The 21,360-nt window shown below is 64.8% G+C and carries 24 protein-coding genes; 18 read left to right on the forward strand and 6 right to left on the reverse strand.

The window, feature by feature from the left end; translation table 11 throughout:
* The first annotated feature begins 59 nt into the window (after positions 1-59).
* The 8 genes from paaK (at position 60) to paaZ (ending at position 8,504) form a co-directional block, all read left to right on the forward strand.
* Positions 60-1,379, forward strand: coding sequence for a phenylacetate--CoA ligase PaaK (gene paaK, locus IB256_RS09685; RefSeq protein WP_192296151.1), 1,320 nt, complete (start codon positions 60-62; stop codon positions 1,377-1,379).
* A gap of 187 nt (positions 1,380-1,566) precedes the next feature.
* Positions 1,567-1,920, forward strand: coding sequence for a DUF1428 domain-containing protein (locus IB256_RS09690; RefSeq protein WP_192296152.1), 354 nt, complete (start codon positions 1,567-1,569; stop codon positions 1,918-1,920).
* Positions 1,921-2,530: 610 nt separating this feature from the next.
* Entirely contained in the window at positions 2,531-3,523 is a 993-nt protein-coding gene (gene paaA / locus IB256_RS09695; RefSeq protein WP_138215576.1) for a 1,2-phenylacetyl-CoA epoxidase subunit PaaA, read from the forward strand.
* A gap of 20 nt (positions 3,524-3,543) precedes the next feature.
* Entirely contained in the window at positions 3,544-3,825 is a 282-nt protein-coding gene (gene paaB, locus IB256_RS09700; RefSeq protein WP_017520939.1) for a 1,2-phenylacetyl-CoA epoxidase subunit PaaB, read from the forward strand.
* A 10-nt stretch (positions 3,826-3,835) separates the two neighbouring features.
* A complete protein-coding gene (paaC, locus tag IB256_RS09705; protein ID WP_192402315.1) occupies positions 3,836-4,597 on the forward strand; it encodes a 1,2-phenylacetyl-CoA epoxidase subunit PaaC in 762 nt (253 codons plus the stop codon).
* Positions 4,584-5,117, forward strand: coding sequence for a 1,2-phenylacetyl-CoA epoxidase subunit PaaD (gene paaD, locus IB256_RS09710; protein ID WP_192296154.1), 534 nt, complete (start codon positions 4,584-4,586; stop codon positions 5,115-5,117). The genes paaC and paaD overlap by 14 nt, the downstream gene beginning before the upstream one ends.
* A gap of 25 nt (positions 5,118-5,142) precedes the next feature.
* Entirely contained in the window at positions 5,143-6,219 is a 1,077-nt protein-coding gene (paaE, locus tag IB256_RS09715) for a 1,2-phenylacetyl-CoA epoxidase subunit PaaE (protein ID WP_192296155.1), read from the forward strand.
* Between the two features lie 233 nt (positions 6,220-6,452).
* Positions 6,453-8,504 carry a phenylacetic acid degradation bifunctional protein PaaZ gene (gene paaZ, locus IB256_RS09720; protein WP_192402317.1) on the forward strand — a complete coding sequence of 684 codons (2,052 nt, stop codon included), beginning with the start codon at positions 6,453-6,455 and terminating at the stop codon, positions 8,502-8,504.
* 73 nt (positions 8,505-8,577) lie between these two features.
* Here the strand turns inward: paaZ and IB256_RS09725 are convergent, their stop codons facing one another.
* Positions 8,578-9,018, reverse strand: a complete 441-nt coding sequence (locus tag IB256_RS09725; protein ID WP_225601676.1) for a hypothetical protein — start codon at positions 9,016-9,018, stop codon at positions 8,578-8,580.
* A gap of 95 nt (positions 9,019-9,113) precedes the next feature.
* Positions 9,114-10,010 carry a LysR family transcriptional regulator gene (locus IB256_RS09730; protein WP_192296157.1) on the reverse strand — a complete coding sequence of 299 codons (897 nt, stop codon included), beginning with the start codon at positions 10,008-10,010 and terminating at the stop codon, positions 9,114-9,116.
* A gap of 131 nt (positions 10,011-10,141) precedes the next feature.
* Between IB256_RS09730 and IB256_RS09735 the strand changes: the two genes are divergently transcribed.
* The 4 genes from IB256_RS09735 to IB256_RS09750 all read left to right on the forward strand — a co-directional run bounded on the left by IB256_RS09735 (position 10,142) and on the right by IB256_RS09750 (position 14,304).
* Positions 10,142-11,650, forward strand: coding sequence for a CoA-acylating methylmalonate-semialdehyde dehydrogenase (locus tag IB256_RS09735; protein WP_192296158.1), 1,509 nt, complete (start codon positions 10,142-10,144; stop codon positions 11,648-11,650).
* A gap of 140 nt (positions 11,651-11,790) precedes the next feature.
* Positions 11,791-12,666 (forward strand): 3-hydroxyisobutyrate dehydrogenase, encoded by an 876-nt coding sequence (mmsB, locus tag IB256_RS09740; protein WP_192296159.1) that lies wholly within the window; start codon positions 11,791-11,793, stop codon positions 12,664-12,666.
* 132 nt (positions 12,667-12,798) lie between these two features.
* Positions 12,799-13,716, forward strand: coding sequence for a bestrophin family protein (locus IB256_RS09745; RefSeq protein WP_192402319.1), 918 nt, complete (start codon positions 12,799-12,801; stop codon positions 13,714-13,716).
* Positions 13,717-13,737: 21 nt separating this feature from the next.
* Positions 13,738-14,304, forward strand: a complete 567-nt coding sequence (locus IB256_RS09750) for a flavin reductase family protein (protein WP_192296161.1) — start codon at positions 13,738-13,740, stop codon at positions 14,302-14,304.
* Here the strand turns inward: IB256_RS09750 and IB256_RS09755 are convergent.
* Both IB256_RS09755 and IB256_RS09760 read right to left on the reverse strand, forming a co-directional pair.
* Positions 14,291-15,676 carry a CoA transferase gene (locus IB256_RS09755; RefSeq protein WP_192296162.1) on the reverse strand — a complete coding sequence of 462 codons (1,386 nt, stop codon included), beginning with the start codon at positions 15,674-15,676 and terminating at the stop codon, positions 14,291-14,293. The genes IB256_RS09750 and IB256_RS09755 overlap by 14 nt on opposite strands.
* A gap of 226 nt (positions 15,677-15,902) precedes the next feature.
* Positions 15,903-16,283 carry a hypothetical protein gene (locus IB256_RS09760; RefSeq protein WP_081520447.1) on the reverse strand — a complete coding sequence of 127 codons (381 nt, stop codon included), beginning with the start codon at positions 16,281-16,283 and terminating at the stop codon, positions 15,903-15,905.
* A gap of 222 nt (positions 16,284-16,505) precedes the next feature.
* On the opposite strand from IB256_RS09760, the gene IB256_RS09765 reads away from it, so the two are divergent.
* Together IB256_RS09765 and IB256_RS09770 are read left to right on the forward strand one after the other, a co-directional pair.
* On the forward strand, positions 16,506-16,820 hold the full coding sequence (locus IB256_RS09765) for a hypothetical protein (protein ID WP_045217597.1): 315 nt from the start codon (positions 16,506-16,508) through the stop codon (positions 16,818-16,820).
* 112 nt (positions 16,821-16,932) lie between these two features.
* On the forward strand, positions 16,933-17,118 hold the full coding sequence (locus IB256_RS09770) for a hypothetical protein (RefSeq protein ID WP_045217600.1): 186 nt from the start codon (positions 16,933-16,935) through the stop codon (positions 17,116-17,118).
* A gap of 6 nt (positions 17,119-17,124) precedes the next feature.
* On the opposite strand, the gene IB256_RS09775 is transcribed toward IB256_RS09770, so the two are convergent.
* Complete coding sequence (locus IB256_RS09775) at positions 17,125-17,490, reverse strand: hypothetical protein (RefSeq protein WP_192296163.1); 366 nt, start codon at positions 17,488-17,490, stop codon at positions 17,125-17,127.
* A gap of 447 nt (positions 17,491-17,937) precedes the next feature.
* Between IB256_RS09775 and IB256_RS09780 the strand changes: the two genes are divergently transcribed.
* Positions 17,938-18,651: an endonuclease gene (locus IB256_RS09780; protein WP_192402321.1), complete on the forward strand. Its 714-nt coding sequence runs from the start codon at positions 17,938-17,940 to the stop codon at positions 18,649-18,651.
* Positions 18,652-18,740: 89 nt separating this feature from the next.
* Positions 18,741-19,247, forward strand: coding sequence for a DUF1993 family protein (locus IB256_RS09785; protein ID WP_192296165.1), 507 nt, complete (start codon positions 18,741-18,743; stop codon positions 19,245-19,247).
* Positions 19,248-19,278: 31 nt separating this feature from the next.
* On the opposite strand, the gene IB256_RS09790 is transcribed toward IB256_RS09785, so the two are convergent.
* Positions 19,279-19,752, reverse strand: a complete 474-nt coding sequence (locus IB256_RS09790; RefSeq protein ID WP_192296166.1) for an Lrp/AsnC family transcriptional regulator — start codon at positions 19,750-19,752, stop codon at positions 19,279-19,281.
* A 132-nt stretch (positions 19,753-19,884) separates the two neighbouring features.
* On the opposite strand from IB256_RS09790, the gene IB256_RS09795 reads away from it, so the two are divergent.
* Together IB256_RS09795 and IB256_RS09800 are read left to right on the forward strand one after the other, a co-directional pair.
* The gene (locus IB256_RS09795) at positions 19,885-20,220 is read left to right on the forward strand and encodes a hypothetical protein (RefSeq protein WP_192402323.1); all 336 of its coding nucleotides are present in this window, start codon (positions 19,885-19,887) and stop codon (positions 20,218-20,220) included.
* A gap of 98 nt (positions 20,221-20,318) precedes the next feature.
* Positions 20,319-21,317, forward strand: coding sequence for a bile acid:sodium symporter family protein (locus tag IB256_RS09800; RefSeq protein ID WP_192402325.1), 999 nt, complete (start codon positions 20,319-20,321; stop codon positions 21,315-21,317).
* Positions 21,318-21,360: the final 43 nt, after the last annotated feature.

A 21,360-nucleotide genomic window follows, 5' to 3' on the forward strand; every position in this document is an offset into this window, starting at 1 on the left:
TCCCATGACACTCGCAGCCCTCACCAGGGCTGGCGTACAAGAACAAATCGAGTGAACCCATGAACATGTACCATGATGCCGAACGTGCCCTGCTTGACCCGATGGAAACCGCCAGTGTCGACGAGCTGCGCCAGCACCAGCTGGAGCGCCTGCGCTGGAGCCTCAAGCATGCCCACGACAACGTCCCGCTGTACCAGAAGCGCTTCGCCGAAGCCGGTGTACACCCGGACGACCTGACCTCCCTGGACGATCTCGCCAAGTTCCCCTTCACCGGCAAGAACGACCTGCGCGACAACTACCCCTACGGCATGTTCGCCGTGCCGCAGAACGAGATCGTGCGCCTGCACGCCTCCAGCGGCACCACCGGCAAACCCACCGTGGTCGGCTACACGCAGAACGACATCGACACCTGGGCCAACGTGGTCGCCCGCTCCATCCGCGCCGCCGGCGGCCGCAAGGGGGACAAGGTGCATGTGTCCTACGGCTACGGCCTGTTCACCGGCGGCCTGGGTGCGCACTACGGCGCCGAGCGCCTGGGCTGCACCGTGATCCCGATGTCCGGCGGCCAGACCGAAAAGCAGGTCCAGCTGATCCGCGACTTCCAGCCGGACATCATCATGGTCACCCCGTCCTACATGCTCAACATCGCCGATGAGATCGAGCGCCAGGGCGTCGACCCGCACAGCCTCAAGCTGCGGCTGGGCATCTTCGGCGCCGAACCCTGGACCGCCGAGCTGCGCCGCGCGGTCGAGGAGCGCATGGGCATCACCGCCCTGGACATCTACGGCCTCTCGGAAATCATGGGCCCGGGTGTTGCCATGGAGTGCGCCGAGACCAAGGACGGCCCGACCGTCTGGGAGGACCACTTCTACCCCGAGATCATCGACCCGGCGACCGGCGCCGTGCTGCCCGACGGTGAATACGGTGAGCTGGTGTTCACCTCGCTGTCCAAGGAAGCGCTGCCGATGATCCGCTACCGCACCCGCGACCTGACCCGCCTGCTGCCGGGCACCGCGCGACCGATGCGGCGCATCGACAAGATCACCGGGCGCAGCGACGACATGCTGATCATCCGCGGCGTCAACGTCTTCCCGACCCAGGTCGAGGAGCAGGTGCTGAAGGTCAAGCAGCTCGCCGAGTGCTACGAGATCCATCTGCACCGCAACGGCAACCTCGACTGCATCGATATCCACGTCGAGTTGCGCCACGACCTGCAGGGCCTGTCGGCAGACGAGCAGAAGGCCATCGGCAGCGAACTGGGCAAGCAGATCAAGACCCATATCGGCGTCAGCGCCCGCGTGCTGGTGCAGCCTTCGCATAGCCTCAAGCGCTCTGAAGGCAAGGCCTGCCACGTGTACGACAACCGGCCCAAGGGCTGAGTGTCGGCATGATCGGACAGCCCCGCTTCGGCGGGGCTTTTCATTGCGCGCTCCCACATCCCTCCTCGCGCGGCGAAGACCGCCCGTCGCCCCACCACCCGCCCCTGTCGATCCTCAATCCCGTCCTTCGACTATTCCTCAAAAGCAGGCGGCATCCGGCCGTCCGCCCACCCGCAGGAGATGAACGATGAACTATGTCGATGGCTTCCTCGTACCGGTACCCACCGCCAAGCGCGAACACTACATAAAGGTGGCGCGCAAGGCGGCGGCCATGTTCCGGGAGTACGGCGCGCTCGGCGTCGTGGAGTGCTGGGGCAACGACGTGCCCGAGGGCAAGGTGACCTCCTTCCCCATGGCGGTGAAGCTCAAGGAGGACGAAACCGTGGTGTTCTCCTGGATCACCTGGCCGAGCAAGGAGGTGCGTGACGCGGGCATGAAGCAGTTCATGGAAGACCCACGGATGAAGACCGAATTCAGCGATATGCCCTTCGACGGCCAGCGCATGATCTTCGGCGGCTTCGACGTGATAGTCCAAGCCTGACCCACCCCGCTCCTGCAGACGACCCCACCTGTAGGAGCAACTGTCTTTCCCTGGTAGTTCCGTGTTTGTGCTTTCCCCCTCACCCCAGCCCTCTCCCTCAGGGAGAGGGAGCAAATCGTGCCGGCTGACGCTGTGGTTTCATCCGGCACCGAACGGTCCCCTCTCCCTCTGGGAGAGGGTTAGGGTGAGGGCCGATCCGAGCACAGATCTATCCGGTAGTAGCGGGCCACGCCCGCGATCCGCCGGCAAGGCCGTCGCCAAGCCGCAACGCCGCCCTTCAAGCCCTCAGCGCGACACAGAAATTATTCACGAAAAGAATAGATTTACGTATCACTTCGTCGCCTTATAGCTCCATCCCCAGGGCATCAACGCACCGCGACAGAACGCAGCAAGCTCCAGATCATTACCCGCACAATTACGACATTTATCGGAGTAAATACCGACAAATGCGTCTCTTATCGCCCGCAGAACCTCCGGGAAATCCATCAAAGCGATACCAAAACCAATTACGACACATCATTTAGTGTTAGACATTCATTTCTGTATCATTTAAAAATACAGCCATGGCCAAGGCCGTCCCACGAACAAGACAAAAGGCTGGAGACACAGCATGTACGCACAACTGGTTGAGACCGGCGTGAAGCGCATCAAGGCGCTGGAGGAGATGTCCCCCGAGGAACGCGCCTTCCAGGAAAAGATCGATGCCGAGGTAAAGATCGAGGCGAAGAACTGGATGCCCGACGCCTACCGCCAGACGCTGATCCGGCAGATTTCCCAGCACGCCCACTCCGAGATCGTCGGCATGCTGCCCGAGGGCAACTGGGTGACCCGCGCACCAACCTTGAAGCGCAAGCTGCAGCTGATGGCGAAGATCCAGGACGAGGCCGGCCATGGCCTCTACCTCTACAGCGCCATGGAAACCCTGGGCGCCGACCGCGACGCGGAGATCGCCAAGCTGCATTCGGGCAAGGCCAAGTACTCGAGCATCTTCAACTACCCGACGCTGAACTGGGCTGACATGGGCGCGGTGGGCTGGCTGGTGGACGGCGCCGCCATCGTCAATCAGGTCGTGCTGCAGCGCACCTCCTACGGCCCCTACTCCCGCGCGATGATCCGCATCTGCAAGGAAGAGAGCTTCCACCAGCGCCAGGGTTACGAAATCCTCCTGACCATGATGCGCCACGGCAACCAAGCGCAGAAGGACATGGTCCAGGACGCCATCAACCGCCTCTGGTGGCCAGCCCTGATGATGTTCGGCCCGAGCGACGCCGACTCACCCAACAGCGCCCAGTCCATGGCCTGGAAGATCAAGCGCCAAAGCAACGACGAGCTGCGCCAGCGCTTCGTTGACCAGACCGTGCCGCAGCTGGAGCTGCTCGGCTGCACCGCCCCGGACCCGGACCTGAAGTGGAACGAGGAGCGCGGTCACTACGACTTCGGCGACATCCAGTGGGAAGAATTCTACGAAGTGCTCAAGGGCAACGGCCCGTGCAACACCGAGCGCGTCGCCACCCGCCGCAAGGCCATCGAAGACGGCGCCTGGGTCCGCGAAGCCGCGGTCGCCTACGCCCGCAAACAACAACAGAAACGCGACGCCGCCTGAGCCGCGAGGAGAGAGAAGTCATGTCCGAGTGGACCCTTTTTGAAGTGTTCGTGCGCAGCAAGCACGGCCTGAACCACAAGCACGTTGGCAGCGTCCACGCCGCCGACGCCGCCATGGCCATCGAGAACGCCCGCGAGCTGTACACCCGCCGCAACGAGGGCGTGAGCCTGTGGGTCGTGCCCTCCGCACTGATCACCGCCTCCTCCCCCGACGAGAAGGACCCGCTGTTCGATCCGTCGCAGGACAAGGTGTACCGCCACGCCAGCTTCTACGAGCTGCCGCCCGAAGTCGGCCACATGTGAGGTCGCGTGCATGAATCCGTATAACGACAAGATCGAATACCTGCTGCGCCTCGCCGACAGCGCCCTGATCCAGGGCCAGCGCCTGTGCGAATGGTGCGGCCACGCCCCGGCGCTGGAAGAAGAACTGGCACTGATGAACGTCGGCCTCGACCTCGTGGGCCAGGCGCGCAACTGGTACGAGTACGCCGTGGAACTGCTGGACGACGGCCGCGACGCCGACGCCCTGGCCTTCCGCCGCGACGAGCGCGCCTTCCGCAACCTGCTGCTGGTGGAGCAGCCCAACGGCGACTTCGCCGTGACCATCACCAAGCAGTTCCTCTATGACGCCTGGCACTTCCACGTGCTGCACGCCCTGAGCGCCTCCAGCGACGAGCGCATCGCCGCCATCGCCGCCAAGGGTCTGAAGGAAGTCACCTACCACCTGCGCCGCTCCGGCGAGTGGATGCAGCGCCTGGGCGACGGCACCGAGCAGAGCCATACGCGCATGCTCGCGGCTATCCCGCAGGTATGGCGCTTCACCGTCGAACTCTGCAATGCCGACGAGATCGAGCAGCGCCTGTTCGCCGAAGGCGTCGCGCCGAACCCGGAAGAACTCGCCGCCGCGTGGAAGGCCAAGGTCGCCGACATCTTCGCCGCCGCCACCCTGCCGCTGCCTGAACCTGCGGTGAACTTCTACCTCAGCGGTCGTCGCGGTGTGCACACCGAGCACCTGGGCATCCTCCTGGCCGAGATGCAGTTCCTTCAGCGGGCCTACCCCGATGCGACCTGGTGAGCTGATTACCAGCGACCGTGGCGCACGCGCAGGCTCCGCTGAAGACCTCAGCCATGCCTGGAACGTGCTCGGCGCGGTGATGGACCCGGAAGTGCCGGTGGTCAGCGTCGTCGAGCTGGGCATCGTGCGCGGGCTCGACTGGCAGGACGGGCACCTTCACGTGGTGGTCACCCCGACCTACTCCGGCTGCCCGGCCACCGAGGTGATCGAGCAGGACATCCAGCACGCCCTGGAGCACGCCGGCTTCGCCGCGCCACAACTGGAGCGCCGGCTGAACCCGGCCTGGACCACTGACTGGATCAGCGACAGCGGCCGCGAGGCCCTGCGCGTCTACGGCATCGCCCCGCCGGCCGGCAGCACCAGCAAGCGCAGCCTGCTCGGCGAAAGCCCGGAAGTCTGCTGCCCGCAGTGCGGCAGCGCGCACACCGAGCTGCTCAGCGAGTTCGGCTCGACCGCCTGCAAGGCGCTGTACCGCTGCGTCGACTGCCGCGAACCGTTCGACTACTTCAAGTGCATCTGAGCGGCGCCGCCGCCGGAGAAGAACAATGAGCAAGTTCCACAGCCTGAAAATCAAGGAAGTGCGCGCGGAAACCCGCGACGCCGTGTCCATCGCCTTCGACGTCCCGGCGGACCTGACCGACAGCTTCCGCTTCCAGCACGGCCAGCACCTGGTCATGCGCACCCAGCTCGACGGCGAGGAAGTGCGCCGCTCCTACTCCATCTGCAGCGGCGTCAATGACGGTGAACTGCGCGTGGCGATCAAGCGCGTGCCGGGCGGGCGTTTCTCCGCCTATGCCAACGAAGTACTGAAGGTCGGCGCCAGCCTGGAAGTCATGCCGCCAGCCGGCCATTTCAACGTCCAGCTCGACCCGGCGCGCCGCGGCGACTACCTGGCGGTCGCCGCCGGCAGCGGCATCACGCCGATCCTGTCGATCGTCAAGACCACCCTGGAAACCGAGCCGAACAGCCGCGTCACCCTGCTCTACGGCAACCGCTCGAGCAACGCCGCGATGTTCCGCGAGCAGCTCGAAGACCTGAAGAACCGCTACCTGCAACGCCTCAACCTGATCTTCGTGTTCAGCCGCGAACAGCAGGACGTGGACCTCTACAACGGCCGTATCGACGCCGACAAGTGCGGCCAGCTGTTCAGCCGCTGGCTCGACGTGAAGAGCCTCGACGCCGCCTTCATCTGCGGCCCGCAGGCGATGACCGAGACCGTGCGCGACCAGCTCAAGGGCAACGGCATGCCGGCCGAGCGCATCCACTTCGAGCTGTTCGCCGCCGCCGGTAGCGAAAGCAAGCGCGAGGCCCGCCAGGCCGCTGCCGCGATCGACAGCGCGAAGAGCCAGATCACCGTGATCAGCGATGGCCGCGAGCTGTCCTTCGAGCTGGCCCGCAACAGCGTCAGCGTGCTCGACGCCGGCAACGAACACGGCGCCGAACTGCCCTACTCCTGCAAGGCCGGCGTGTGCTCGACCTGCAAGTGCAAGGTGGTCTCCGGCGAAGTGGAAATGGACAGCAACTTCGCCCTGGAGGACTACGAAGTGGCGGCAGGCTACGTGCTGAGCTGCCAGGCGTATCCGATCAGCGACAGCGTGGTGCTGGATTTCGATCAGCTCTGAGCCGTAGCTGCGGACTCAACCTGTAGGAGCGCCCCATGGCCCGCTCCTACTGGGAGCGTCGTGCTCCGAATGCTCCACCGCCAGCACCCCACAAGGACCCTGGCGGACCTTATCCGGCGGCTCGTCCCGCCACCTTGCTCTTCATATGAAGAATGCACCGCCAACGCCCATCCGGCGCGGCGGTCACCGGCACCAGCCGGCACCCTTGCGTAGCGATCCGGAGGAAGACAACCATGGCCCAAGAGCCAATCCTGCAAAGTTTCATCGGCGGCCGCTGGGTCGGCCAGCACGGCGCCCAGGCGCTGCGAAGTGCGCTCAACGGCCAGACCGTCGCGCGCACCCACGAAGAGGCGCTGGACTTTGCTGAAGCCGTCGCCCATGCCCGCGAGCAGGGCCTGAAAGAACTGATGTCCATGGACTTCCAGCAGCGCGCCCAGCGCCTGAAGGCCCTGGCGCTGTACCTGACCGAACGCAAGGAACAGCTCTACGAGATTTCCCGCCACAGCGGCGCCACCCGCGCCGACAGCTGGATCGACATCGAAGGCGGCGCCGGCACCCTGTTCGCCTACGCCGGCGTCGGCGGCCGCGAGCTGCCGTCGGGCAACGTCGTCCACGAAGGCCCGGCGATCCCGCTGGGCAAGACCGGCAAGTTCGCCGGCAGCCACATCCTGGTGCCGCGCGGCGGCATCGCCGTACACATCAATGCTTTTAACTTCCCCATCTGGGGGATGCTGGAAAAGTTCGCGCCGAGCTTCCTCGCCGGCATGCCATGCATCGTCAAACCGGCCACCGCCACCAGCTACATCACCGAAGCCGCCGTGCGCGTAATGCATGAGTCCGGCCTGCTGCCGGCTGGCAGCCTGCAGCTGATCATCGGCGGCACCGGCGACCTGCTGGACCGCCTGCAAGGCCAAGACGTGGTGACCTTCACCGGCTCCGCCGACACCGCCGCCAAGCTGCGCGTGAACCCCAACCTGATCCGCAACTCGGTGCCGTTCAACGCCGAAGCCGACTCGCTGAACTGCGCCATCCTCGCCCCGGACGTCACCCCGGACGACGAGGAGTTCGACCTCTTCGTCAAGGAAGTGGCCCGCGAGATGACCGCCAAGGCCGGACAGAAATGCACCGCCATCCGCCGCGCCATCGTCCCCGCCAAACACATCGACGCCGTGGCCGAGCGTCTGCGTGAGCGCCTGGCCAAGGTCGTGGTCGGTGACCCATCGGTGGAAGGCGTGAAAATGGGCGCCCTGGCCTCCCACGCCCAGCAGTCCGACGTCGCCGAGCGCGTCGAAGCACTGCTGAAGTCCAGCGAGCTGGTCTTCGGCGCCAACGATGGCTTCGCCCCGCGTGGCGACGGTGTCAGCGAAGGCGCGTTCTTCGCCCCGACCCTGCTGCGCAGCCTTGACCCGCACGCCGAAGGCGGCGCCCACGACATCGAGGCCTTCGGCCCGGTGAGCACCCTGATGGCCTACGACGACATCGACGAAGCCATCGCCCTCGCCGCCCGCGGCAAGGGCAGCCTGGTGGCGAGCCTGATCACCCGTGATCCGCAGGTGGCGGCGAAAGTCGTACCAGCGATGGGCGCGCTGCACGGTCGTCTGCACATCCTCGACCGTGAGTCCGCTGCCGAATCCACCGGCCACGGCTCGCCGCTGCCGGTGCTCAAGCACGGTGGCCCGGGTCGTGCGGGTGGCGGTGAGGAACTGGGCGGCCTGCGCGCGGTGAAACACTATCTGCAACGCACTGCGGTACAGGGCTCGCCGACCATGCTGATGGCCGTCACCGGCGAATACGTGCGTGGCGCCAAGGTCTACGAGACCGAAGTGCACCCGTTCCGCCGCTACTTCGACGACCTGAAGATCGGCGAGTCGCTGCTGACCCACCGCCGCACCGTCACCGAAGCCGACCTGGTCAACTTCGGCTGCCTGTCAGGCGACCATTTCTACATGCACTTCGACGAGCTGGCGGCGAAGGACTCGCAGTTCGGCAAGCGCATCGCCCATGGCTACTTCGTGCTTTCGGCGGCGGCCGGCCTGTTCGTCTCTCCCGGCGTCGGCCCGGTGCTGGCCAACTACGGCCTGGACACCCTGCGCTTCATCAACCCGGTGGGCATCGGCGACACCATCCAGGCGCGCCTGACCTGCAAGCGCAAGATCGACCAGGGCAAGAAGAGCCCCAAGGGCGAGCCGCAGGGCGTGGTGGCTTGGGACGTGGAAGTCACCAACCAGCTCGGCGAGCTGGTGGCCAGCTACGACATCCTCACGCTGGTGCTCAAGCGCTCGTGATGCGGGGAACCGCTGCGCCAGCTCGGCGCAACGGGAAATAGCCAGGGGATGGGCCACGCCCATCCCCTGCTCCTCAATACAGCCCGGTCGCGCTCCCCGGCTCGAAGACGGGAGTCTCGTTGGCCAGGATCATGTTGTAACTCAGCATGAACGTCACACCACCCTCGCTGGCCAGTGCCTGGCTGACCCAGCCGATCGGGTTGTTGAACAGCGAATCATCCGGGTTGAGCACGCCAATGGCCGCCGTATCGGGATCCTCGTCCCAGGTGACGTCGCCCCAGTGCCAGCCCAGCCCCAGCACGAACTGCCGCCCCAACAGTGCGCCAAGTGCGAACACCGTGTCATCGTCCACCTCGCGCTGCTGCGCCTTGGCATCACGCACGTACCGGGTAATCGCCGCGACCACCTCATGGGGTGGCAACTCGGGCGCCAGCTGAAGCAGCTCCAGGCCCTGCTGTTGCAGGTCTGCCAGTTGTTGTTCCAGCTCCGCCGACAGCGGAATGATTTCAGCCATGCTTCCTTCTCCTCCAACGGTTCCCGCTCTGTCCTGGCGGGCCCCTTACTGTTTAAACCTTAAAGCTGCCGCACGGGCCGACTGGCCAGCGCCGCTTACTTTGCGCGGCCCATCAGAACGTCCTGACTGCCTTCAGCCTTCTCCCGCAGGAAATCCCAGGTGGTGCGCATCCGCGCGATGTCCTTGAGCTCGGTCGGCATCAGCATCCAGAAGGTCCGCACGAACTCGATTTCCCCCGCCAGCACCGGTTGCAGCGATGGGTCTTCGGCTGCCGCGAACGCCGGCAGGATCGCCAGCCCGGCGCCCTCTGCCACTGCGCGCTGCTGGGCGAGGATACTGGTGCAGCGCAGCGCCATGTGCAGCGGCCGGCCGATCTCGTCGAGGTACTGCAATTCCTTGCTGTAGAGCAGGTCGTCGACGTAGCCGACCAGGGCGTGCTCGCGCAGGTCGTCGCGGTTGCGGATCGGCCCGCGCTCGGCGAGGTAGTCCTGCGAGGCGTAGAGGCGCAGTACGTAGTCGGTCAGCCGGGTAATCAGGTAAGGCCCGCGGCCGGGGCGCTCCAGGGTGATCACTATGTCCGCCTCGTGGCGCGACAGCTGTAACGCCCGAGGGACCGCCAGCAGGTCCACACCCAGGTGCGGGTGGCGCTGGTTCAGCTCCACCAGTTGCGAGGTCAGCAGCGTCGAGCCGTAACCCTCGGTCGCGCCGATGCGCACCTTGCCGGAGAGATTGTCTTCGGCGCCGGCCAGGCGCTTCTCGATCACCTTGCAGGCGCTTTCCATGGCCTCGGCCTGGGGCAACAGCCCGTGGCCGGCCTCGGTCAGCCGATAGCCGGCGGGCTCGCGTACCAGCAGCTGGGCGCCGATGCTCTTCTCCAGCGCCTGCAGGCGGCGGGCGACCGTGGTGTGGTCCACGCCCAGGCGGCGGGCGGCGACGGTCAGCTTGCCGGCCCGGGAAAGCTCGAGGAAGAACCGCAGGTTGTCCCAGTCCATATCTGCCCCAGCGCAGGCCATGTCTGCAAAAATGCAGAGCATACTTGCACATCACCTCATTGAGCACATCAAAAATGCACTGCTAGGATCGTTCCAGACAACAAGAAAGCCTTCAGGCTGGGAGAACCCCGATGACTGCAACTGCCGTCCCGACCGTCAAACTCTTCCTCGACGGCAAGCCCGTCGAGTCCACCACCTCCGAATGGCGCGATGTGATCAACCCCGCCACCCAGGAAGTCCTCGCCCGCGTGCCCTTCGCCACGCCCGAGGAAGTCGAGCGCGCGGTGGCCAGTGCCAAGGCCGCGTTCAAGACCTGGAAGAAGACGCCCATCGGCGCCCGCGCGCGCATCTTCCTCAAGTACCAGCAGCTGATCCGCGAGAACATGAAGGAACTGGCGGCGATCCTCACCGCCGAACAGGGCAAGACCCTGCCCGATGCCGAGGGCGACGTGTTCCGCGGCCTGGAAGTGGTCGAGCACGCGGCCGGCATCGGCAACCTGCAGCTGGGCGAACTGGCCAACAACGTGGCCGGCGGCGTGGATACCTTCACCATCCTCCAACCTATCGGCGTTTGCGCCGGCATTACCCCTTTCAACTTCCCGGCGATGATCCCGCTGTGGATGTTCCCGATGGCCATCGCCACCGGCAACACCTTCGTCCTCAAGCCCTCAGAGCAGGATCCGATGGTGACCATGCGCCTGGTCGAGCTGGCCCATGAGGCCGGCGTGCCGCCGGGTGTGCTCAACGTCATCCATGGTGGCCCGGACGTGGTGAACGCCATCTGCGACCACCCGGACATCAAGGCCGTCTCCTTTGTCGGCTCCACCCGCGTCGGCACCCACGTCTACAACCGCGCATCCCTCGCCGGCAAGCGCGTGCAGTGCATGATGGGCGCGAAGAACCACGCCATCGTGCTGCCCGATGCCAACAAGGATCAGACCCTCAACGCCATTGCCGGTGCCGCCTTCGGCGCGGCCGGGCAACGCTGCATGGCGCTGTCGGTGGCGATTCTGGTGGGCGAAGCCCACGACTGGATTCCCGACCTCGTGGCCAAGGCCAAGACCCTCAAGGTCAGCGGCGGCACCGAGGCCAATACCGATGTCGGGCCGCTGGTCTCCTGTGCGGCGCTGGATCGCGTCAGCGGCCTGATCGAACGCGGTACCCAGGAAGGCGCCAAGCTGGAGCTGGACGGCCGCAACCCGCAGGTGGCCGGCTATACCAAGGGCAATTTCGTCGGCCCGACCGTGTTCTCCGGCGTCACCCCGCAGATGACCATCTACCGCGAGGAAATCTTCGGCCCTGTGCTCTGCGTGGTGTCGGTGAAGACCTTCGACGAGGCCATCGAGCTGATCAACGCCAACCCCAACGGCAACGGCACCGCGCTGTTCACCCGCTCCGGCGCGGCCGCGCGGCACTTCAAGGAAGAGATCGATGTCGGCCAGGTGGGCATCAACGTGCCGATCCCGGTGCCGGTGCCGCTGTTCTCCTTCACCGGCTCGCGCGGCTCCAAGCTCGGCGATCTGGGCCCTTACGGCAAGCAGGTGGTGCAGTTCTACACCCAGACCAAGACCGTCACCGAACGCTGGTTCGACGAGAACGAGGTCGGCGGCGCGGTGAACACCACCATCAACCTCAAATAAATCAGCCTGCCCGCCCGCTCGCCCCGAGCCGATCCGGACTTCAGCAAGGATGCTGGTCCGGACCCGGTACCACGCGGGCGGGCACCTCCTTTCGCGCCTGATCGACCGGGCGCACCGAACAAGAAGAAGAGGACCAACCCATGCGCATCGGCTTCATCGGACTCGGCAACATGGGCGGCCCCATGGCCGCCAACCTGCTCAAGGCCGGCTTCGACCTGAGCGTCTTCGATCTCTCCGCCAAGGCCGTGGAAGCGGCCGTCGCCCTCGGCGCCCGCGCCCTGGCATCCCCCGCCGAAGTGGCGCGCGACGATGTCGAGGTGATCATCACCATGCTGCCCGCCGCCACCCACGTGAAGCAGGTCTTCCTCGGTGACGACGGCCTGCTGGCCAACGTGCAACCCGGCGTGCTGCTGATTGATTCGTCCACCATCGACCCGCTGAACGCCCGTGACGTCAGCGCCGCCGCCCTCACCCACGGCAACCCGATGCTCGATGCGCCGGTTTCCGGCGGCACCGCTGGCGCTGCCGCGGGCACCCTGACCTTCATGGTCGGCGGCGAGCAGGCTGACTTCGAGCGCGCCCGCCCGGTACTCGCGGCGATGGGCAAGAACATCGTGCACTGCGGCGGCGCCGGTAACGGCCAGGTGGCCAAGGTGGCGAACAACCTGCTGCTGGGCATCTCCATGATCGGCGTGGCGGAAGCCATGTCCCTGGGCGTGAAGCTGGGCATGGACGCAGAAGTGCTGGCCGGCATCATCAACACCTCCAGCGGCCGCTGCTGGAGCTCGGAAGTGAACAACCCGCTCACCGGCGCCCCGGCGGCGCGCGGCTACAGCGGCGGCTTCGGCACCGACCTGATGCTCAAGGACCTCGGTCTGGCCAGCGAGGCAGCGCGCCAGGTGCGCCAGCCCGTGCTGCTCGGTGCGCTGGCCCAGCAGCTGTTCCAGACCTTCAGCAACCAGGGCAACGGTCAGCTGGACTTCTCGGCCATCGTGAAGCTGTACGAACAGGGCTGATCTCGGGAATTCCCTGTAGGAGTGTCCCTTGGACGCGATCGCGGGCATGACCCGCTCCTACAGGGCCCGCGAACCGCATCCCCGTCTCTATCTCGGCTATCATGCGCGCTCCGCCCCACCGGATGCCGCCCGATGATCCTCCGCCCGCAAACCCCGACACTCTGGGTCCTGCTGTTCTCCCTCAAAGGGTCGATCATCCCCGCCATCTGGCGCAAGGTGCTGTACACGGTGCTGCTCAGCTCGCTGGTGGTGGCCACCCATGGCACGCTCTACCACTACAAGGTGATCATCACCTCCACACCCTTCACCCTCTGGGGCCTGACGCTGGCGATCTTCCTCGGCTTCCGCAATAACGTCGCCTACCAGCGCTTCTGGGAGGCGCGCACGCTCTGGGGCGAACTGCTGATCGTGACCCGCAACCTGGCGCGGCAGACCCGCTCGTTACTGCCGGACCTGGAAAGCGAAGGCCGTCGACAGCTGGGTAATCAGCTGATCGCCTTCACCTACGCCCTGCGCGACCAGCTGCGCGGCACCCCGCAAAGCGAGGACGTGCGCCGCCTGATGGGCGAGGAAGCCAGCGCCCTGGCCACCAGCCGCAGCCCGACCAACGTCCTGCTCGCCAACCTTGGCCAGCGATTCGCCGACTGCGGCCGTACCAGCGGCGCCAGCGACATAACCCTGGCCGCCATCGACCAGCAGATGACCCGCCTGTCGTACGTGCTGGGCGGATGCGAGCGCATCCGCAACACGCCGATCCCCTACCCCTACATCCTGATGCTGCACCGCATCGTGCACGTCTACTGCTTCCTGCTGCCCTTCTGCCTGGTGGACAGTATCGGCTGGTTCACCCCGCTGGCAGTGTGCGTGCTGGCCTACACCTTCTTCGGCCTGGACGCGCTGGGCGACCAGATCGCCGACCCTTTCGATACCCAACCCAACGACCTGCCGCTGGACGCCATGAGCCGCAACATGGAAATCGCCGTGCTGGAAATCCTCGGCGAAACCGACCTGCCCGAACCGCTGAAGCCGGTGGACGGCCTGCTGCTCTGATCCAGCACTGAGGACCCCTGAATGAACCACCTGAAAGACGTGCCGCTGAACAAGGCCTACCTGCTGCTCAACCACGGCCCGAGCACCATAGTCACCAGCGAGCACGAAGGCGTCGCCAACGTCATGGCCGCCGCCTGGGTCATGCCGCTGGACTTCGATCCGCCCAAGCTGATGCTGGTGCTCGATCGCAACACCTGGTCGCGCCATCTGGTGGAAGGCTCGGCCGCCTTCGTCATTCAGCTGCCGACGCGCCAGCAGGCTGACCTGACCCTGGCAGTTGGCTCGAGCAACGGTGGCGAGGGCAACAAGTTCGAGCAGCTGGACATTCGCACTTCCCGTGCGAAGCAGGTCGAGGCGCCGATCGTCGATGGCTGCGTCGCCTACCTGGAGTGCAAGGTAATCAGCGAGCCGCACAACCAGGAGAAGTACGACCTGTTCATCGCCGAAGTAGTCGCCGCCTATGCGGATGAGCGCGCCTTCTCCAATGGCCGCTGGCACTTCCCCAGCGACGAGCTGCGCACCATTCATTACCAGGCCGGCGGCGCCTTCTTCGCCACCGGCGAGGCGTTCCAGGTCAGTCGGGGCTGACCGGCTGCCAGGTTGCCGGCGCCGAGCCCAGCTCGGAGGCCGGCAGCTCCCAGTAGAGCGGCGAGCCCGCGACCTGCAGCGGTGGGCGCAAGCGCCGCGCGTGCCCCCAGGGCGTAGTCTCGATGCCCGGTGCCAGATCGGCAGTTGTCTCCGCCGCCAGCTCCAGCGAACCCACCGACGAAACTCCCGCCTCCAGCAGGCATTGCGCCGTGCGCGCCAGGGACAGGCGCCAACGACTCCCGCGGCCGCTACGCCGGCGCTCGGCCAATCCGCGCAAGGCCGCCGCAGCGATCAGGTAGCCGGTGGCGTGATCGAGCGCCTGCACCGGCAAGGGGACGGGTTTGTCTTCGCCCCGCCAGACGCGCCCGGCCTCGGCGATGCCAGTGCTCATCTGCACCAGGCTGTCGAAACCGCGCCTGTCGCTCCAGGGGCCCGACCAGCCGTAGGCATTCAGGCTGACATCCACCAATCCCGGCGCAATGGTCCGCCGTACATCGGCGCCGAACCCCAGCCGGTCCAGGGCATCGGCCCTATAGCCGTGCACCAGCACATCAGCGCTGGCGAGCAGCGCCTGGAAGCGCTCGCGGCCCGCAGGTTGGCGCAGGTCCAGACGCGCGCAGTGCTTGCCCAGGGTGACTTCCGGCACCACGCCAGGCTCATCCCAATCCGGCGGGTCGATGCGCAGGACCTCGGCGCCAAAGCCGGCAAGAAAGCGTGTGGCAATCGGCCCGGCCAGCACGCGGGTCAGGTCCAGCACGCGCAATCCGGCCAACGGGCGCTCGCGGTCGATCTCGATATCCAGAGAAGGCGCGGACACCAGCTGGAGATCGCGCAATACCAGCGGCTCGCGGGCAACGGCGAGGCCTTGCGGGTGCTGTTTCCAGGCGTCCCAGGAGCGCATCTCGGCCGCACAGCCGCCTTCCTTCACGATCGACAGCTCCAGTTCTCCCGCCTCCCAATTCGCCACGGCGTCTGTAACCCGATCACGATCATTCTCGGTACCGAGCACCCGAAGGGCGGCGGCGCGGTGGTGCGGGGCATTGGTGTGAAGGCGGATCCAACCGTCGCGGGTGCGGTAGTTGCCGGCGATGGCATCCCACAGGTCGGGAGGTATCCAGCCCTGGGCGCGCAAAGAGGTGGAGAACCAGAAAGAAGCCAGCCGGCGGTCCACGACCAGGGACGTGGCGGCACCAGAGTCCGGCTCCAGCCACTCGCCCAGCGCCAGCCCCGCGCTGGCGATGCTGGCGGCGGCCAGTTCGGTGACGAAGAAAGCCGAAGGCAGGGAGCCTTCGCTGCGAAAGGCCAGGTGACTCAGGCGTTCGGCCTGGCCGCCCAGGGCAATCCAAAGTCGTTCCGCAAGAACACGCTGCATCACTATCTCCGCCTTTTCCTTGGAGTTTTACCTTAGCCGTGCAGCGTCAGGCGGGCGAGCCGACCTTGGTCGACAGGCAATAAAAAGCCCGCAATCAAGCGGGCTTTTCGATGGGGAGCTAGTCCTTTAGCTGGTTTTCATCCTCTGCCCCCGAGTGTGAAAAAAACGTGAAGCGAAGGTCAGCCGAAACATTTTGTTGGAGATCGTATTGTCTGGGGGCTGGTGTTCAGCTCGAGTAATCCAGCGCGGTCCAGACACGGCTGAGCCCATCGCTGATCTGGCAGCTCGACAGGTCATCCGCTGCACCCCGCGAGGACAGGCGCACAGTGGAGTCGCCCTCGCCTTCAGTCAGCCACTGCAGGCGGCCACAGTTGGGTGTGTCGATCACATAGCTGGCAGCGATGGCTGAGCGCTCCTTCGGCAGGCGGATGGCGTCGCGTACCGTGCCGCGCTCCTCGATGCGCTTGCCGTCGGCCACCAGCACGGCCCAGGCCTCCTTGCCCTCGATGATGAGGTAGGCGCCATTGGCGCGCGGGACGTCCGCCTGGGGCTGGGCACAGCCCGCCAGCATCGCCACACCTGCGCAAAGCATCAGTTTCTGCAGCATCGCCATCGCTCCTGTTCTTCGAAGAGTGCCCGCCAAGCCAGTGGCGACGGGCACTTCAGGGTTTCTGTCAGACCGCGAGAGGGATACTAGGAGAAAATACTGTTCATGCATACAGTATTTTGCGAAAATTTTTTAAACCTCGACGAAAGGCCACAGTCCATTGGCTACGTCGATCACCTCGAATCACAGGGCATGGGCCAGAACCCCATTGAGGAGCAAGCGATGGTGAGCATCCATCAGCTGAAATACACCGTGAACCATATGGCCATCGAGGAAGTGAGCGAGGCCGTGTCGGAACTGCTGCTGGAGGGGTTGGTCACAGAGGGCAAGACGCCCTTCAGTCGCACCCACTTCAACGTGTGCTTCGCGGAAATCGAGGCCCTGATGCAGCGCGCCGGCTATCACCGGCCGCTGGATGTGGTGGGCTACCAGGGCCAGGCCTACGCCATGTTCGATCCCAGTCGCTGGGACGCCGTGGAAGTCCTGCGCTGGCTGAAGGAGTACGTCGAGGAATCGAAGGCGGTCAGCACCGCGTGAGCGCGCGGGCCTTTTTGCAGGTCGCAGTTGCGGGAGCAGCGACTTGCGAAGGCTCACCCGGCGCACTAATGTCCCATGCACTTTTCCCGCTTGCCGAATCAAGGACGATTCCATGAGCGACTCTTCCTCCGACGACAGCTGGCTCTGGGCCTACCGCAAACTCCGTAGCTGGGATGTGGGCCGGGTCAGCTCCGCGTTCCTCGCCACACTCTTCCACTGGCGCGGCGATACCGGGCTGTTCTACAGCCACGGCGGCCTGCGCAAATCCCGCCTGACCCGCGACGACCTGATCGACTGATCCGACTTACTGCTGCTGGTAATAACCATTGCCGCGCGGATAGACCGCGCCGTTGGGGTATTCGATGCTCTGCCGGATGCCGCCGCTGCCCTGGTCGATGATCACCGTTCCCGAGCGCGTCTCGCCGTAGCTGCGCGGCACCTGCACACCGCCATAACCGTCATTTCGCTGCCAACTGGAGGAACTCTCCACGCTGCCGCTCGCACCCGGGCTGATATAGATACGTTGGATCACTGGCGGCGGTTGCTGCCTTTGCGGCTGCCCCTGGTAGTTCTGCTGGGACTGTCTTTCCTGCGTGGAAAACTGCTGCGCGTAGACGGGTAGCGCCAGGGCACAACAGGCGATGGCCCCGAGGATCCTGAGACCGATCATGGCGATCTCCCGAATGATGGAAAGGCTCCAGCTTACCAAGCCTCGCCGCTCAGTACAGGGCAATACGTAAACTCAATATAAATCCTTACATTTCAATAACTTAAAACACTATTATCACGTTAAATATAGGAAATGGCCTCTTCAGGGTGCTGCGTGGCACCACGGCTCCGTAGGGCTCCCTAAGCTCTTGTTTAAACAAACGGATAGCGTCGACTCCTAAAGTCTTTTATAGAATATTTTTTCTTTTAAAAACAAACGCATAAGTAGACATCCTAAACCTTCACAAGAGGCTACGAAGACCTGTTGCGAAGCGTTCCCAGCGGCTCCATGGCGCGGCGCCCCAATCAGCGCCTCCATCCGGGCAATCCACCCCTTGCCATTCCATTGCCACGATTGGCATTTCTTTCTCAATCAGTAAGATGCAGCGACTTTCGTAAGGAACGCCTCATGTTCGGACGCTGCCTGACCCTGCTGCTGATCCTCGCCATCCCCATCGTCGCCTCCGCCGCCGCCCCGCGCACCTTCGAGGAAGCCAAGAAGGTCGGGCGCAAGCTGTATGCCCGCCAGTCGGTGGAGTTCTATTGCGGCTGCCGCTACAACGGCACCAAGGTCGACCTGAAGAGCTGTGGCTACACCCCGCGCAAGAATGCCAATCGAGCGTCGCGCATCGAATGGGAGCACATCGTCCCCGCCTGGGTGATTGGTCATCAGCGCCAGTGCTGGCAGAGCGGCGGGCGCAAGAACTGCTCGCGCAATGACCGGGTGTACCAGAAGGCCGAGGCCGACCTGCACAACCTGGTGCCGAGCATCGGCGAAGTGAACGGAGATCGGAACAACTTCAGCTTCGGCTGGCTGCAGCAGAAGCCCTCGCAGTACGGCGCCTGCCCGATGGTGGTGGACTTCAAGGCGCGCAAGGCCATGCCCCGCGCGCAGATTCGCGGCATGATCGCTCGCACCTACTTCTACATGAGCGACCGCTACGGCTTGAGGCTGTCCAACCAGGACCGCCAGCTGTTCACCGCCTGGAGCAAGCAATACCCGGTGGAAGCCTGGGAGCGTCAGCGCAACCAGATGGTTGGCTGCGTGATGGGCTGGGGCAACCCCTACGTCGGCCCGATCGAGACCGACCGCTGTCCCGCGCCGAAGGTGGCCAGGCGCTGAAGCCTGGCGACAGGCGCAAGCGCCAGCAGTAGACTCCGACAGCCGTCCAGCGTGACGAGCCCCACCTTTATCTGTCTGGAGTACGCAGCATGTCCTTCTCGATCTACCAGGCTTCCGTTCCCGTCTTCATCCGCATGCTCGGCAACCTCTCGGTGATCCTCGCCAAGGCTGCCGCCCATGCTGAAGCCAAGTCCATCGATCCTTCCGTCCTGATCAACGCCCGCCTCGCCCCAGACATGTTCGCCCTGGCGCGCCAGGTGCAGATTGCCTCGGACTCCGCCAAGGGCGCCGGCGCGCGCCTGGCCGGCGTGGACGTGCCGAGCTATCCCGATGACGAAACCACCTTCGACGAGCTGCAGGCGCGCATCGCCAGGACCATCGAGTTCCTCAAGAGCCTCAAGCCCGAGCAGTTCGACGGCGCTGACGACCGCACCATCGAGCTGAAGCTACGCACCCGCGAAGTCAGCTTCAAGGGCTCGGATTTCCTGCTGGGCTTCGTCAACCCGAACTTCTATTTCCATATCACCACGGCCTACGACATCCTCCGCCACAACGGCGTGGAAGTCGGCAAGATGGACTACCTGGGCGGCGTCTGACCGCTATGGGCGCCAGTCTCCCCGGCGCCCTTCAGCCGCGCGGCAGAGGCAACGTAGTGGTGGACTTGATCTCCGAGAGCGCCACGATGGAGTTGATCTCCTGCACCCCCGGCACCTGGGACAGCCGCTCGAAGAAGAATCGCTCATACGCTTCCACATCCTCCGTGACGATGCGCAGCATGAAGTCCACGGCCCCCATCAGGACATGGCACTCCAGCACCTCGGGAAACGTCTCCATGGCCTGTGCGAAATCCGTCAGGTGGTTGCGCCCGTGGGCGTTGAGCTTCACCTGCGCGAATATCTGGGTGTTCAGGCCGATCTTCTTGCGATCCAGCAGGGTCACCTGCTTGCGGATCACCCCTTCCTCCTTCAGCCGCTGAATCCGCCGCCAGCAGGGCGACTGGGACAGGCCGATGCGCTCGGCGATCTCCGCCGTAGAAAGAGTGGCCTCCTCCTGCAGCAGGGCGAGGATCTTGCGGTCATGGACATCCAGTGAAATTGGCATAAATGATTCTTCGTGGATTAATTCAGAGAATCATTAATGCATAGATTCCCGCCTAACAGCCAAAAACAGGCAAATAAATCCCCGGTACGGGCCGCAGAATATTTCTCACTTCTCCTGCATCGGCCAGCCGTCATGACGCTCCCCGCACTTCAACTCGTCGAATACTCCCTGGATCAACAGGACCGCCCGGTTCCCACCGAAGCGGCCGCCGATGTGCGCTACCTGATCCGCGCCGAGATCGATGCCGACATCCTCTGCCGCCTGCTGAACCAGTTCGCGCTCCAGGGCCACGTCCCGGCCGAGGTCGAATCCTCGCGCCGGGAGGACTGGCTGGACATCGCGCTGCGGGTGAACACCCTGCCGCGCTACCGTGCCGAGGTCATCGCCCAGCGCATGCGCGGCATGGTCAGCGTGTGCTCTGTCGATCTGCACATACAAGGTGCAGAATCTGTCCTTTCAGCGACATAAGCTGACTTTCTGGCGCTAGCCGGCACATCCTTCCGGGCTTAGAGTGCGAACCTGACCCTAGCGGTCTTTCACACACAACAACGATGAGAGATGTGCCCATGGCTCGCCCACGCCTGCTCCCCGACAACTTCACCCTGGCGCTGATCGCCACCGTGACCGTTGCCAGCCTGCTGCCCTGCGAAGGCACCGCCGCCGTGATCTTCGGCTGGATCACCAACCTGGGCATCGCACTGCTGTTCTTCCTCCACGGTGCGAAGCTGTCGCGCCAGGCGATCATCGCCGGCGCCACCCACTGGCGCCTGCACCTGCTGGTGTTCGCCTGCACCTTCATTCTCTTCCCGATCCTCGGCATGGCGCTCAAGCCGGTCCTGTCGCCTCTGGTGACCCCGGACCTGTACCTGGGCATGCTCTACCTCTGCGCCCTGCCGGCTACAGTGCAGTCATCCATCGCCTTCACCTCGCTCGCGCGCGGCAACGTACCCGCCGCGATCTGCAGCGCCTCGGCCTCTAGCCTGATGGGCGTGTTCCTCACCCCGCTGCTGGTACAACTGCTGATCGGTGCCCACGGCGACACCGGCATATCGACCCTCGACGCCATCGGCAAGATCACCCTGCAACTGCTGGTGCCCTTCGTGGCGGGCCAACTGCTGCGCACCTGGATCGGCGCCTGGGTCGAGCGCAACAAGCCGGTACTGAAGTACGTCGACCAAGGCTCGATCCTGCTGGTTGTCTACACCGCCTTCAGTGCCGCTGTGATCCAGGGCCTCTGGCACCAGATCCCGCTGCCCGCCCTGGCCGGCCTGGTGATCGCCTGCTGCGTGCTGCTGGCCCTGGCGCTGATCGCCACCAACCTGCTCGGCCGCTACCTGGGCTTTTCCCTGGAAGACCGCATCACCATCGTCTTCTGCGGTTCGAAGAAGAGCCTGGCCACCGGCGTGCCCATGGCCTCGGTGCTGTTCGCCAGCAGCACGGTCGGCGTGATCCTGCTGCCGCTGATGCTGTTCCACCAGATCCAACTGATGGTCTGCGCCGTACTCGCCCAGCGCTACGCGCAGCGCCAGGAAGACAGCCACGCATCGCTGGAACGCAGTAACTGACGACCTGACGCCCACAAAAAAGCCGGTGCAGATGCACCGGCTT

Source organism: Pseudomonas sp. PDM17, assembly GCF_014851985.1.
Classification (GTDB): domain Bacteria; phylum Pseudomonadota; class Gammaproteobacteria; order Pseudomonadales; family Pseudomonadaceae; genus Pseudomonas.